This is a genomic window from Streptomyces sp. NBC_00510, assembly GCA_036013505.1.
Taxonomy (GTDB): domain Bacteria; phylum Actinomycetota; class Actinomycetes; order Streptomycetales; family Streptomycetaceae; genus Actinacidiphila.
On record CP107851.1, the window covers coordinates 5,506,082 to 5,519,577 of the forward strand.

Consider the following 13,496-nt stretch of genomic DNA (forward strand, 5'->3'; position numbering starts at 1 on the left):
CGGAGGCCTACGCCACCGCGCGGTGGGCGTATTCGGGGACCGTCCGCATCGGGGGGCGCTCTTCCGTCGCGACCTCGTGGACGCGGGGCTCGAAACCGCCGTCCGGGGACCGGTCGAACTGTGTGAGGACGGGCCGCACGAGATGGCCCCGGGCCAAGCGGATCTGCGCCGTCCGGTAGATCGCCGCGGCCATGCGGCCCAGCGCCTGGCCGTCCTGGTGCCGGTGGTGCCGGACCCCCACGTCGACCTGGGCCAGCGCGTCGAGCCCGACCGTGTTGAGCGCGTCCACCAGCAGCCCGAGCTCGACCCCGTACCCGACGGGGAACGGCAGCCGCTCCAGCAGCGAGCGGCGCGCCGCGTACTCGCCGCCCAGCGGCTGGACGAACCCCGCCAGCTGCGGCCAGTGCAGGTTGAGCAGCGGCCGCGCGACCAGCTCCGTCACCCGGCCCCCGCCGGCCGGGACCACCGTGCCGCCGGTCTCCAGGGGCCGGTCGTACATCGCCTTGACCAGCTGCACGTCCGGGTCCGTGAGCAGCGGCCCGACGATCCCCGACACGAACCGCGCGTCGAACTCGCGCAGGTCGGAGTCGACGAAGCAGACGATCTCCCCGCGCGTCACGAGCAGCGAGCGCCACAGGACCTCGCCCTTGCCGGGCAGGGCGGGCAGCCGCGGGAGCACCTCGTCCCGGTGGACGACGACCGCGCCCGCGGCCGCGGCGACCTCGGCCGTGCGGTCGGTCGACCCGGAGTCCAGCACGACGAGTTCGTCGACCAGCGGCACCGCCTCGCTCATCAGCTCGCGGCGGATCGTCCCGACGATCGCCCCGACCGTGGCCTCCTCGTCGAGGGCGGGCAGCACGACGCTGACCGTGCCGCGCGCGCCCGCGGCGCGCTTGGCGGCGAGCAGTTGCGGCAGCGGCCTGTGGTCGGCGGTCCAGGACCGCCGTTGCAGCCAGCCGGCCACCTCGTCGAGCACCGGGTTGCTCCGTTTCTGCCCGTCTCGCAGGACGGACGGCCCATGACCAGGTTCGAGGTCGTCGGTTACAGTCTTGAACACGAGGCATGACCATCGTATGTCCGCGGTGATCGCGCCCCGTCAGACAAATGCCCGGGCCCTGCGCCCGGCGCCATACCGCTCATCCAGAGGGGCAGAGGGAACGGCCCGTTGAAGCCCCGGCAACCCTCCCGCCGACCGCGAGGTCCAGGTGGGGAAGGTGCCAATTCCGTCTCGCGGCGAAATGCGCCGTGAGGAAGATGAGGAGAAAGGGCCTCGCCTGACATGGCTGCGCAGACCGTTGCACCCGCGTCCACCGATTCCGCCTTCGGCCCCGCGTCCGCGCTCTCCTGCCGCGAGTGCGGTGAGCGCTTCCCGCTGGAACCCATCTTCGCCTGCGAGGTCTGTTTCGGGCCGCTCGAAGTGGCGTACGACCTCCCGGGCGGCGACCCCGAGACCCTCCGCAAGCGGATCGAGTCCGGGCCGGACAACATCTGGCGCTACGCGCCGCTGCTGCCCGTCCCCGCGGACGTGGCCTCCAAGCCCAACCTCAACCCGGGCTTCACCAAGCTGGTCAAGGCCGACAACCTCGCCCGCGAACTGGGCGTCACCGGCGGCCTGCACATCAAGGACGACTCCGGCAACCCGACCCACTCCTTCAAGGACCGGGTCGTCGCCATCGCCCTGGAGGCCGCCCGCACCTTCGGCCTCACCACCCTGTCCTGCTCCTCCACCGGCAACCTGGCCGGCGCCGTGGGCGCCGCGGCCGCCCGGGCCGGCTTCCGCTCGTGCGTGTTCATCCCGCACGACCTGGAGGAGGGCAAGGTCGTCATGGCCGCGGTCTACGGCGGCGAGCTGGTCGGCATCGAGGGCACCTACGACGACGTCAACCGCTTCTGCAGCGAGCTGATCGGCGACCCGATCGGCGAGGGCTGGGGCTTCGTCAACGTCAACCTGCGCCCGTACTACGGCGAGGGCTCCAAGACGCTCGCGTACGAGATCTGCGAGCAGCTGGGCTGGCGCCTGCCGGACAACATCGTCATCCCGATCGCCTCGGGCTCGCAGCTGACGAAGATCGACAAGGGGCTGCGGGAGCTGATCAAGCTCGGCCTGGTGGAGGAGAAGCCCTACCGCATCTACGGCGCGCAGGCCGCGGGCTGCTCCCCGGTCTCGACCGCCTTCAAGGCCGGCCACGACGTGGTGCGCCCGCAGAAGCCGAACACGATCGCCAAGTCGCTCGCCATCGGCAACCCGGCCGACGGCCCGTACGTGCTGGACATCGCCCGCCGCACGGGCGGCGCCGTCGAGGACGTCACCGACGAGCAGGTGGTGGACGCCATCAAGCTGCTCGCCCGGACCGAGGGGATCTTCGCCGAGACGGCCGGCGGCGTGACGGTCGGCGTGCTGCGCAAGCTCATCGAGAACGGGCAGCTCGACCCGGCCGGTGAGACCGTCGTCCTCAACACCGGCGACGGCCTCAAGACGCTGGACGCCGTCGCCCCGACCTCCCGCCCCACGGCCACCATCCGCCCGAGCCTCGACGCGTTCCGCGCCGCCGGCCTGGCCGGCTGACCCCGACCGCACCGGCCGACCCAGACTGAAGGTGAACCCAGCATCATGAGCGCTACCGTCCGCATCCCGACCATCCTCCGCACCTACACCGGCGGCCGTGCCGAGGTCCCCGCCGAGGGCGGCACCCTGTCCGAGGTCATCGACTCGCTGGAGCAGAGCCACCCCGGCATCTCCGCGCGGGTCCTGGACGACACGGGCAAGCTGCGCCGTTTCGTGAACGTCTACGTCAACGACGACGACGTCCGCTTCTCCGAGGGTCTGCAGACCACGGTGGGCGAGGGCGCGTCCGTCTCGATCATCCCGGCGGTCGCCGGAGGCTGCTGAGCCGCACGGCCCGCGGGCGACAGGGGTGCCGGGGACGACCCGGCACCCCTGTGTGCCGAGCGGTAGTTGAAGGCCTGTACAGTTGCCTCCGACGGCTCGCAACTCCCTGCAACGCTCTGCGCAACCCCTCTTCTCCGGGGTGGCCTTGTCGACGATTTATCGCCAAATTCACGTCGCGTTTGTCGCGTTGGCCGCTTATGTCCGGTCCGAGTTGCCCCGGATTATTCGCCGATCAGGCTCTTCTTCCGATTCTCTGTGCCCGGAATTCTCGTCCGATTGACCTGTTGCAGACAGCGTCCGGGCAGATACATTCAGCCGCGGTCGACGCGTTCCGGCGCACGCCCCCTTGGCTGTAGGGGGTGAGGTCTGACCCGGGTCCGCGAGGTGCGGGTCTGCGAAGGGCCAGCAATAGGGGAGTTAGGAATGGCTCAGGGCACCGTCAAGTGGTTCAACGCGGAGAAGGGCTACGGCTTCATCGCGGTCGACGGTGGTGCGGACGTCTTCGTGCACTACAGCGCGATCCAGATGGACGGCTACCGCACCCTCGAGGAAGGTCAGCGGGTCGAGTTCGAGATCTCGCAGGGCCAGAAGGGGCCGCAGGCGGACATGGTCCGTCTCGCAGCCGGCTGACGCGCCGCGCATCGGCCACGGAGCACTTTCGCGTACGGCCGCTCAAACGTACGCGTCGAGGCCCGCCCCCCACACGGGGGCGGGCCTTCGTGCTGTCCGGGGCGGCCGCAGAGCCGACCTGCGGGTTGTCCACGGTCCCGGCCGAGCGGCTTGCACTCTCCTGGGGCGAGTGCTAATCATTGGCGTTAGCACTCTGACGTTGAGAGTGACAAAGGACCGAGTGGGTGAGGCCCGCTCCACCGCCGTAAAGGAACCGGCGGGAGGGCAGGCCGTCCGTCGCGGGCGCCGGCACGGTCCTGGAGTAATCCTTCCCCGCAGCCCTGTGCCGCGGGGGGACCCCAAGTCCGGGAGGACCACTTCACATGGCCAAGATCATCGCGTTCGACGAGGAGGCACGGCGCGGTCTCGAGCGCGGGATGAACCAGCTCGCCGACGCCGTCAAGGTCACCCTTGGCCCCAAGGGCCGCAACGTCGTCCTCGAGAAGAAGTGGGGCGCCCCCACGATCACCAACGATGGTGTGTCCATCGCCAAGGAGATCGAGCTCGAGGACCCGTACGAGAAGATCGGCGCCGAGCTGGTCAAGGAGGTCGCGAAGAAGACGGACGACGTCGCCGGTGACGGCACGACGACCGCGACCGTCCTCGCCCAGGCGCTGGTCCGCGAGGGCCTGCGCAACGTCGCCGCCGGCGCCAACCCGATGGCGCTCAAGCGCGGCATCGAGAAGGCCGTCGAGGCCGTCTCCGCCGCCCTGCTGGAGCAGGCGAAGGACGTGGAGACCAAGGAGCAGATCGCCTCCACCGCCTCCATCTCCGCCGCCGACCCGCAGATCGGCGAGCTCATCGCCGAGGCGATGGACAAGGTCGGCAAGGAAGGCGTCATCACCGTCGAGGAGTCCCAGACCTTCGGTCTGGAGCTGGAGCTCACCGAGGGTATGCGCTTCGACAAGGGCTACATCTCGGCGTACTTCGCCACCGACCTGGAGCGTATGGAGACGTCCTTCGACGACCCGTACATCCTGATCGTCAACTCCAAGATCTCCTCGGTCAAGGACCTGCTCCCGCTGCTGGAGAAGGTCATGCAGTCGGGCAAGCCGCTGCTGATCATCGCCGAGGACGTCGACGGCGAGGCCCTGTCGACCCTGGTCGTCAACAAGATCCGCGGCACCTTCAAGTCCGTCGCGGTCAAGGCCCCGGGCTTCGGCGACCGCCGCAAGGCCATGCTCGGTGACATCGCCATCCTCACCGGTGGCACCGTCATCTCCGAGGAGGTCGGCCTCAAGCTGGAGAACGCCGGTCTCGACCTGCTCGGCCGCGCCCGCAAGGTCGTCGTCACCAAGGACGAGACCACGATCGTGGACGGCGCCGGCGACCAGGACCAGATCCAGGGCCGCGTCAACCAGATCCGTGCCGAGATCGAGAACAGCGACTCGGACTACGACCGCGAGAAGCTCCAGGAGCGTCTGGCGAAGCTGGCCGGCGGCGTGGCCGTCATCAAGGCCGGTGCCGCCACCGAGGTCGAGCTCAAGGAGCGCAAGCACCGCATCGAGGACGCGGTGCGCAACGCCAAGGCCGCCGTCGAGGAGGGCATCGTCGCCGGTGGTGGCGTGGCCCTGCTCCAGGCGTCCAACGTCTTCGAGAAGCTCGAGCTCGACGGCGACGAGGCCACCGGCGCGTCGATCGTGAAGCTGGCCCTGGAGGCCCCGCTGAAGCAGATCGCCGTCAACGCCGGCCTCGAGGGTGGCGTCGTGGTGGAGAAGGTGCGCAACCTGACCCCGGGCCACGGCCTCAACGCCGCCACAGGCGAGTACGTCGACCTGATCGGTGAGGGCATCATCGACCCCGCCAAGGTCACGCGCTCCGCCCTGCAGAACGCGGCCTCCATCGCCGCGCTCTTCCTCACCACCGAGGCCGTCATCGCCGACAAGCCGGAGAAGGCCGCCGCGCCGGCCGGCGGCGGCATGCCCGGCGGTGACATGGACTTCTGATCCTCCGGGATCAGGACTCCGCACCACGGCAGAAGACCGAGGGCGGTACCCCACGCGGGGTACCGCCCTCGGGCGTTTCCGGCTGCCGCCCGGTCACGGGACGGCGACCGGTGCGTCGAGCAGATCGCGCCAGGTGCGCACCGCCTCCGCGTCGACCGGCCCGGCCCAGCCGCCGGGGCGGACCGCGCCCCCGACGTGGAAGGCGTCGATGCCGCCCGCGAGGAGCCGCGGCAGGTGCTCCGCGCGGAGCCCGCCGCCCACCATGAGCTGGGGGTCGCCGGGACGGCCCGCCTCCGCCAGCAGATGGCCGAGCCCGGCGTCCACCCCGCGCGCGGAGCCCGCCGTGAGGAAGGTGTCCAGCCCGGGCAGCCCGCGCACCGCCGAGCGCACGGCCTCCCGGTCGGCGGAGTGGTCGATGGCACGGTGGAAGGTCCAGCGGGCACCGGAACCGATCGCGTCGACCAGCAGGCGCACGGCGGCCAGGTCCGGCGCGCCCGACGCGTCGAGGAACCCGAGCACGAACTCGTCGGCGCCCTCGCCGCGCAGCGCCGCCGCGGCGGCGCACAGCGCGTCCGTCCCGCGGGTGCCGCCCACGGCGAAGTCGGCGCGGGCCCGCAGCATCACCCGGACCGGGATGTCCACCGCGGCCCGGACGGCGGCGAAGGTCTCCCGGGACGGCGTCAGGCCATCCGCGGCCATGTCCGTGACCAGTTCGAGGCGGTCCGCGCCGCCCGTCCGGGCCGCGAGGGCGTCGTCGGCGTCGAGCGCGATCACTTCGAAAATTGGTCTAGACATATCTCTAGGGTGTCACATGCCCGCACGTGCCCGCGACCCCCCGTACCGCACAATGACCTTCATGGCTGACACCGCACCCGAAACCGGCTCCGCCCTCCTCGCCCGCTGGTGCGACCTGCTGCGCCGCTGCCAGACGGAGTCCGTCGACCCGGTGCCGTACGGCAAGGACCTGATCGCCCGCTGGGCCGAGCCGCACCGCCGCTACCACACCACCACCCACCTCACCGCCGTCCTCGACCACGTCGAGGCCCTCGCCGGGCACGCCGAGGACCCGGACGCCGTGCTGCTCGCCGCCTGGTTCCACGACGCCGTCTACCGGCCCGACCGCTCGGAGAACGAGGAGCGCAGCGCCCGGCTCGCCGAACGCGCGCTCCCCGAGGCCGGGGTCCCCGACGCGGTCACCGCCGAGGTCGCCCGCCTGGTCCGGCTCACCGTCACCCACCACCCCGCCGAGGGCGACCGGGACGGCGAGGTCCTCAGCGACGCCGACCTGGCCGTCCTCGCCGGCGACCCCACCGCCTACGCCGAGTACGCGGCCGCCGTCCGCGAGGAGTACGGCTTCGTCCCCGACGACGCCTTCCGCGCCGGCCGCGCCGACGTCTTGCGCCAACTCCTGCGGCTGCCCCGGCTGTTCCGCACCCCGGAGGCGTACGGGCGCTGGGAGGCCACCGCCCGGCGCAACCTCACCACCGAGCTGGAACTGCTCGCCCCCGGCGACGTGGACGACGCCCGTCGATGACTGCGGCGCCCACCGATGACTCCGGTGCGCGCGGGCGGTCCTTGTCCGTGCGGGGAGCCGCCCGCGGCACGCGACGAAGGGGTACGACAGCGATGACCGACGACACCGAGGTGCAGGCCGCCGTCGCGGCCGGGTTCCGGGACCTGGCCGACCTGCTCGACGGGGCCCCCGCCGCCTGGTGGGACACCCCCTCGCTCTGCGAGGGCTGGCGGGTGCGCGAGGTCGTGGCGCACATGACGATGGCGGCGCGCTACTCGCAGGAGGCGTTCATGGCGCTCCTCGCCGAGCACGGCTTCGACTTCACCCGGCTGTCCGACGCCGTCGCCGAGCGGGACGGCGCACTGCCCACCGGGGAACTGGTCGGCTGTCTGCGCTCCGAGGTGATGGGGCGGTGGCAGCCACCGGGCGGCGGTGCCCACGGCGCGCTCAACCATGTGGTGATCCACGGGCTGGACATCACCGTGCCGCTCGGCACGGGGCGCCGCGTCCCGGGGGAGACCCTCGGCATCCTCCTCGACGACCTCACCGCGGGCGGTGGGCACGCGCACTTCGGCGTCGCCGTCGCGGGCCGGCTGCTGCGGGCCACCGACCTGGACTGGTCGTACGGTTCCGGCCCGGAACTGCGGGGCACCGGCGAGGACCTGGCCCTGGCGATGTGCGGGCGCAGGCTCCCCGCCGGGCGGTTGGAGGGGGATCCGCTCTGAGCCGCCGGGCCGTAGGCGGCGGAGCGCGCCCGCCCGCCGCCTACGGCCCGGCGACGAAGAAGCCGGACCGCAGGTCCCTGATGATGACGTCGAGCGGATGCCCGCTCACGATGAACGGCCCGCTCCAGGGCGCGCTGAGGGCGAAGAGCAGCGCCAGGCTCAGTCCGACCACACTCGCCACGCCCACGATCAGCAGTGACGTTCGCAGGCTGCTGCGGAAGACCAGGGCGCCGGCGTTCACGATCAAGGCCAGTCCGCTCGCCACGAGCGTGACGATGTAGAGGGCGGGGACGTCGCGCGAGGCGGCCGCGATGCGGGCGCGACGGCTATTGGTGACGCTGTCCAGGGACACCAGCAGCTCCGTGCCGGTCGGGGTTCCCAGCTCGGGCCTGGCCGCCTCGGAGCGCACGGTCCGCTCCAGCTGTGCGATCGCGTGAGCGGTGGCCCGGTCATCCCCGGACGCCGCCGCCGCGCCCTCCCATTCCCCGTCGCGCGTGGTTCGCAGGTAGTCCAGCAATGCCGCGTGGATCGGCTCCGACCGGACCTGCGGAGTCGTCGCCGCCCAGGCCAGGCGGGAGGCCGCGGCCGCCTCGTCGCTCACGAGGGCCTCTGCCGCGCGCAGGTAGCCGGCCTCACTGGCCAGCGAGAGTGCCGCGAAGATCGCGAAGGCGGCACCGAGCGTCGGCATCAGGGGCATGGCGATCTGCGGCACCCGGTCCTGTTCCGCCGCCGGTACGAGCGCCCGGACGCCGACCCGTGCCACGGCCGCGACCAGCAGGGCGAGAGCGAGCCAGCCCACGATCAGCGCCATCGCCGGCAGGGAGGTCAACCAGTCCACCACGTCACCTCCAGAGCGTTCCCGCGAGGGTCGCACAGCGGCGGCACGACGGCCCTCGTGACACTCCTCATCCGCCCAAAGACGCGAGACGCGGAGCTAGCTCGCGCGCCCCTTGGGGCGGCGCAGGCCGGCCGCGGTGAGCCGGCGCAGCAGTTCCTTGCTGCCGACCTCGACGGCGCCCGCGGCGACGGCCGAGGCGTAGCGCTCGCTGGGGACGTCGTAGTGGTCGGCGTCGAAGGCGCGGCGGGGGGCGCCGATGGCGGCGGCGAAGGCGTGGAGCTCCTCGTACGAGGTGTCGCTCACCATGTGGGACCACATGCGGCCGTGGCCCGGCCAGGTCGGCGGGTCGATGTAGACGGTCACGTCAGCGGGGCCCGCCGAGGGTCGCGGACAGGCCGCCCACGGGGGCGACGGCCTCGCCGAGCGACTCGCACACCCAGTGCGGGTCGGGCCCGAGTTCGGGCTCCACGTCGAGGGCGTGCGGGTCGGTGCAGCGAGGGCAGAGCGGCCAGCGGCCCATGCGTTCGAGCAGGGCGTCCTTGACGTCCTGGGCGACCAGCCCCGCGACGAACGCGGCGCCGTCGGGCCACTGCTCCACCCACCAGCGGCGCTGGGAGACGGCGTCCTCGACGAGCGAGACGATGTGTGCGTCGGCGACGCCGGTCGCGGTCAGGTCGGCGAGGACGAGCGCGCGGGCGCTGTGCAGGGCCGCCTCCAGGCCGGCGGAGGAACCGGGTGCGTCAGGATCCATGGCCCCCATTGTGGACCAACCGCCGCGCAGGCGTCCTTGACGTCGTCAGGAGGTGAAAATAGCTTTCGTCCGTGGCCGAGAAGATGAAGGAAACCTTCAACACCGGTGGGCTGGCCGCCAAGGTCAGGACCATGGCCCCGTCCATGACCCGGTCGATGCAGCGGGTCGCGGAGGCCGTGGCCGCGGACCCGGCGGGCTGCTCCCGGCTGACCGTGACGGCGCTCGCGGCCCGTACGGGGACGAGCGAGGCCACCGTGGTGCGCACCGCGCGCGTGCTGGGCTACCCCGGCTACCGGGACCTGCGGCTCGCGCTGGCCGCACTGGCCGCCCGCGTGGAGGCGGGGGCACCGCCCGCCGTCACCCCGGACATCGCGGTGGACGACCCGCTGGCCGACGTGGTCACCAAACTCGCGCTGGACGAGCAGCGGTGCCTGGCCGACACCGCCGCCCAGCTGGACGTGGCCCAGCTGGAGGCGGCCGTGGCCGCGCTGGCCGCCGCCCGCCGCATCGACGTCTACGGGATCGGGGCGTCCAGCCTGGTCGCCCAGGACCTGGTGCAGAAGCTGCTGCGGATCGGCCTGGTCGCGCACGCCCTGGGGGACCCGCACCTCACCCTCACCAACGCGGTCCAGCTGCGCCAGGGCGACGTCGCCGTGGCCATCACGCACTCCGGCCACACCCACGACGTGGTCGAGCCGCTGCGCGCCGCCTTCGACCGGGGCGCCACCACCATCGCCGTGACCGGCCGGGTGGACGGCACCGTCACCCAGTACGCCGACCACGTGCTGCTCACCTCCAGCGGCCGGGAGAGCGAACTGCGCCCGGCCGCCATGGCCAGCCGCACCAGCCAGCTGCTGGTGGTGGACTGCCTGTTCGTCGGGGTCGCCCAGCGCACGTACGACACCGCGGCCCCGGCCCTGTCCGCCTCGTACGAAGCCCTCGCCCACCGCCACAGCCCGCGAAGGAACCACCCGCAATGACGCACGCCGAGCTCCGTCGCGAGCTGGACCACCTCGGAACCGAGGCCTTCCGAGCCGAGCTCGCCGAGGTCGACCGGCTCCCGACGCTCGACATCGCCCGGCTGATGAACGCCGAGGACGGCACCGTGCCGGCCGCCGTCGCGGAGCAACTGCCCGTCATCGCCGCCGCCGTCGACGGCATCGCCGCGCGCATGGCCCGCGGCGGCCGCCTGGTCTACGCGGGCGCGGGCACCGCGGGACGGCTCGGCGTGCTCGACGCCAGCGAGTGCCCGCCGACCTTCAACACCGCGCCGGGCCAGGTCAGCGGGCTCATCGCGGGCGGGCCCACGGCGATCGTGGACGCGGTCGAGGGCGCCGAGGACAGCGGGGAACTGGCCGCCGCCGACCTGGACGCCCTCGGGATCGGCCCGGACGACACCGTGGTCGGCGTCTCCGCCTCCGGCCGCACCCCGTACGCCGTCGGCGCCGTGGAGCACGCCCGCGCCCTCGGCGCCCTGACCGTCGGACTGTCCTGCAACCCGGGCTCCGCGCTGGCCGCCGCGGCCGACCACGGCATCGAGGTCCTCACCGGCCCGGAGTTCCTCACCGGCTCCACCCGGCTGAAGGCGGGCACGGCGCAGAAACTCGTCCTCAACATGCTGTCGACGATCACGATGATCAGGCTGGGCAAGACCTACGGGAACCTGATGGTCGACGTGCGCGCCTCCAACGACAAGCTGCGCGCCCGGTCCCGGCGGATCGTGGCCCTGGCCACCGGCGCGCCCGACGACGAGATCGAGGCCGCCCTCACCGCCGCCGGCGGCGAGGTCAAGAACGCCGTCCTCGTCGTCCTCGGCGGCGTGGACGCCCCGACGGCCGCCCGGCTCCTGGCGGAGGCGGACGGCCATCTGCGCGCGGCACTGCTCGCGGCCGTCACCGACGACACGGCCTAGGGTCACGCCGCGCGGAGCGCCTGCGGGAGGGGCGCCGCGTGGAGGACCGCGAGGCCGGAGACGGCGCGGGTCAGCGAGACGTACAGGCGGCGCAGGCCGGTGCGCTCGTCGGGCTCGCCGTCGACGACCGCGGCGGGCTCGTCCAGCACGACGTAGTCGTACTCCAGACCCTTGGCCAGGGAGGCAGGGACGAGCGTGAGGCGGACCTCGGGCGTGGTCTCCGCACCGGGTGACAGGTACGGCAGGCCGGCCGCCGCCAACGCCTCGGCCAGTGCGGGCACGCGCGCGTCGGCGGCGATCAGGCCGATGGACCCCTCGCGGTCCAGGGCCTGCCGGCAGGCTGCGAGCACGGCCGGGGTCAGCCCGCCCGCCGGGACCTCGGTCACCGAGAAGGCGCCCGGGTTCTCCCGGACGGAGGTCGCCTCCTTCAGGCCGGGTGCGATCTCGGGCAGCAGCCGGGAAGCGTAGGCGATGACCTCCAGCGGGACGCGGAAGCCCTGGGTCAGCTCCTCGACCCGCGAACCCGGCTTCCCGAGGTGCTCCAGCGCCTCCTCCCAGGTCCCCGTCGCCCACGGGGTGGTGCCCTGGGCGAGGTCGCCCAGCACGGTCGCGGAGCCGGTGGAGCAGCGGCGGCCCACCGCCCGGTACTGCATGGGGGAGAGGTCCTGGGCCTCGTCCAGCACGACGTGGCCGAGCGAGGCCGTGCGGTGCACCAGGTCGTGGGCCTCGTCGACCAGCACGGCGTCGGCGGCCGACCACTTGGCGGAGGCGGCCGAGCGGGCGGGCTTCTCCCAGAGGATCTCCTTCTGCTCCTCCTCGGTCAGCACGCCCTCCGCGCACGCGGCCAGGAACTCCGGGTCGGACAGCAGCCGCAGCACCGTCTTCGCCGGGTCCACCGGCGGCCACGCCTCCTTCACGGCCGCCTTGACCGCCGCGTTGCGCGCGACCGCGTCCTGCACCCGGTCGTCGGGGGCCTCCCCGGCCGCCTCCATCCGGACCAGCACGGCGTGCGCGATCCGCTGCGGCAGCGCCTCGCGGGCGGCGCCGTAGCGGATGTCACGCTCCATCAGCTCGCGGACCAGCTCCTCCAGTTCGTACGCCGGGACGCGCCAGCGGCGCGAGCCGCGCACCACGACCACCGGCTCGGTGGGCATCCGGATGCCGGAGCGGACCGCGCGCCGCAGCACCTCGGCCATGCGCGCGTCGCCCTTGACGCCGGCGGCGGCCGCCGAGTCGGTGCCCTTGACCGGGACGTGGGCGACCAGGTCGTCGACGGTGGCCTGCTTGACGCTCAGCTCGCCCAGGGCGGGCAGCACCTGCTCGATGTAGTGCAGGAAGGACGCGTTGGGGCCGATGACGAGGGTGCCGGTGCGGGCCAGCCGTTCGCGGTGCGCGTAGAGCAGGTACGCCACCCGGTGCAGGCCGACGGCGGTCTTCCCGGTGCCGGGCGCCCCCTGCACGCAGACCGTGCCGCCGACCCCGGCGCGGACGATCTCGTCCTGCTCGGGCTGGATGGTGGCGACGATGTCGCGCATCGGGCCGACGCGCGGCCGCTCGATCTCCTGCTGGAGCAGCTTGCTGGAGGTCTGCGCCTCGTCCGGGTCGGTGAGGTGCTCGTCCTCGTACGCGGTCAGCTCCCCGCCGGTGTAGCCGAAGCGGCGACGCAGCGCGACGTCCTGCGGGTCGGTGCGGGAGGCCCGGTAGAAGGGCTGGGAGACCGGCGCGCGCCAGTCGACGACCATGGGGTCGCCGTCCGCGTCGTGCACGTGGCGGCGGCCGATGTAGAAGCGGTGACCGGCTTCGGCGCCGTCCGCGTAGTCGAGACGGCCGAAGAACAGCGGGGTGTGGGCGAGGTCCGCGAGCGCCTTGATGCGGGCGGTGATCTCCGACTGCAGCACTTCCGCGTTCACCCAGTTGGCGGTCACGTCCCGGATGTCGAGGGCCTCGACGTCGGCGCGCATCGCGCGCAGGGCGGAACGGGACGAGGCGAGGTGGGAGCGTTCGCGGTCGAGCGGATTGTCGGTGGTGAGGGACTGTTCCCCTGGCACGGGTTGCCTCCGGCGGCACGTAGGGCATGGCTCAGCCGGCCCCTGACCGGCGCGCACGGGGGCGCGGGGCGGGGCGCTGTCCTGATACGGATCACGACTCGGGCCGACCGGTTTCCGTCCGGCCGGTGGCGCCGTCCCTCAAGGGGGCGGGCGGCAAGACGCAGGATCTTACGCCTCGGCGACGGCAGGTGCTAACCGTTTTTC

14 protein-coding genes and 1 riboswitch are annotated in these 13,496 nt (G+C 72.8%); of the genes, 8 read left to right on the forward strand and 6 right to left on the reverse strand.

From position 1 onward, the window contains the following. Positions 1-7 precede the first annotated feature (7 nt). The gene (locus OG937_24890; protein WUD74699.1) at positions 8-976 is read right to left on the reverse strand and encodes a glucosyl-3-phosphoglycerate synthase; all 969 of its coding nucleotides are present in this window, start codon (positions 974-976) and stop codon (positions 8-10) included. Positions 977-1,133: 157 nt separating this feature from the next. After that, positions 1,134-1,261, forward strand: a riboswitch (SAM riboswitch). A gap of 18 nt (positions 1,262-1,279) precedes the next feature. On the opposite strand from OG937_24890, the gene thrC reads away from it, so the two are divergent. The 4 genes from thrC (at position 1,280) to groL (ending at position 5,505) form a co-directional block, all read left to right on the forward strand. Further along, positions 1,280-2,566 (forward strand): threonine synthase, encoded by a 1,287-nt coding sequence (thrC, locus tag OG937_24895; protein WUD74700.1) that lies wholly within the window; start codon positions 1,280-1,282, stop codon positions 2,564-2,566. Between the two features lie 45 nt (positions 2,567-2,611). After that, positions 2,612-2,890 carry a MoaD/ThiS family protein gene (locus OG937_24900; GenBank protein WUD74701.1) on the forward strand — a complete coding sequence of 93 codons (279 nt, stop codon included), beginning with the start codon at positions 2,612-2,614 and terminating at the stop codon, positions 2,888-2,890. Between the two features lie 423 nt (positions 2,891-3,313). Next, positions 3,314-3,520 carry a cold-shock protein gene (locus OG937_24905; GenBank protein WUD74702.1) on the forward strand — a complete coding sequence of 69 codons (207 nt, stop codon included), beginning with the start codon at positions 3,314-3,316 and terminating at the stop codon, positions 3,518-3,520. A gap of 362 nt (positions 3,521-3,882) precedes the next feature. Further along, the gene (gene groL, locus OG937_24910; protein WUD74703.1) at positions 3,883-5,505 is read left to right on the forward strand and encodes a chaperonin GroEL; all 1,623 of its coding nucleotides are present in this window, start codon (positions 3,883-3,885) and stop codon (positions 5,503-5,505) included. A gap of 93 nt (positions 5,506-5,598) precedes the next feature. Here groL and OG937_24915 read toward each other — a convergent pair whose 3' ends face one another. Then, a complete protein-coding gene (locus OG937_24915) occupies positions 5,599-6,300 on the reverse strand; it encodes a copper homeostasis protein CutC (protein ID WUD74704.1) in 702 nt (233 codons plus the stop codon). 52 nt (positions 6,301-6,352) lie between these two features. On the opposite strand from OG937_24915, the gene OG937_24920 reads away from it, so the two are divergent. Together OG937_24920 and OG937_24925 are read left to right on the forward strand one after the other, a co-directional pair. Beyond that, positions 6,353-7,039 carry a hypothetical protein gene (locus tag OG937_24920; protein WUD78870.1) on the forward strand — a complete coding sequence of 229 codons (687 nt, stop codon included), beginning with the start codon at positions 6,353-6,355 and terminating at the stop codon, positions 7,037-7,039. A gap of 92 nt (positions 7,040-7,131) precedes the next feature. Continuing rightward, positions 7,132-7,743: a maleylpyruvate isomerase family mycothiol-dependent enzyme gene (locus OG937_24925; GenBank protein WUD74705.1), complete on the forward strand. Its 612-nt coding sequence runs from the start codon at positions 7,132-7,134 to the stop codon at positions 7,741-7,743. 40 nt (positions 7,744-7,783) lie between these two features. Here the strand turns inward: OG937_24925 and OG937_24930 are convergent, their stop codons facing one another. The 3 genes from OG937_24930 to OG937_24940 all read right to left on the reverse strand — a co-directional run bounded on the left by OG937_24930 (position 7,784) and on the right by OG937_24940 (position 9,332). Beyond that, positions 7,784-8,581 carry a hypothetical protein gene (locus OG937_24930; GenBank protein ID WUD74706.1) on the reverse strand — a complete coding sequence of 266 codons (798 nt, stop codon included), beginning with the start codon at positions 8,579-8,581 and terminating at the stop codon, positions 7,784-7,786. A gap of 96 nt (positions 8,582-8,677) precedes the next feature. Continuing rightward, positions 8,678-8,944 (reverse strand): DUF4031 domain-containing protein, encoded by a 267-nt coding sequence (locus OG937_24935; protein ID WUD74707.1) that lies wholly within the window; start codon positions 8,942-8,944, stop codon positions 8,678-8,680. A gap of 1 nt (position 8,945) precedes the next feature. Then, a complete protein-coding gene (locus OG937_24940; protein ID WUD74708.1) occupies positions 8,946-9,332 on the reverse strand; it encodes a hypothetical protein in 387 nt (128 codons plus the stop codon). An 83-nt stretch (positions 9,333-9,415) separates the two neighbouring features. Between OG937_24940 and OG937_24945 the strand changes: the two genes are divergently transcribed. Further along, the gene (locus tag OG937_24945; protein ID WUD78871.1) at positions 9,416-10,312 is read left to right on the forward strand and encodes a MurR/RpiR family transcriptional regulator; all 897 of its coding nucleotides are present in this window, start codon (positions 9,416-9,418) and stop codon (positions 10,310-10,312) included. Beyond that, positions 10,309-11,244 carry an N-acetylmuramic acid 6-phosphate etherase gene (gene murQ, locus OG937_24950; GenBank protein WUD74709.1) on the forward strand — a complete coding sequence of 312 codons (936 nt, stop codon included), beginning with the start codon at positions 10,309-10,311 and terminating at the stop codon, positions 11,242-11,244. The genes OG937_24945 and murQ overlap by 4 nt, the downstream gene beginning before the upstream one ends. Before the next feature lie 2 nt (positions 11,245-11,246). On the opposite strand, the gene OG937_24955 is transcribed toward murQ, so the two are convergent. Further along, the gene (locus tag OG937_24955) at positions 11,247-13,292 is read right to left on the reverse strand and encodes an AAA family ATPase (GenBank protein WUD74710.1); all 2,046 of its coding nucleotides are present in this window, start codon (positions 13,290-13,292) and stop codon (positions 11,247-11,249) included. Between the last annotated feature and the right edge of the window lie 204 nt (positions 13,293-13,496).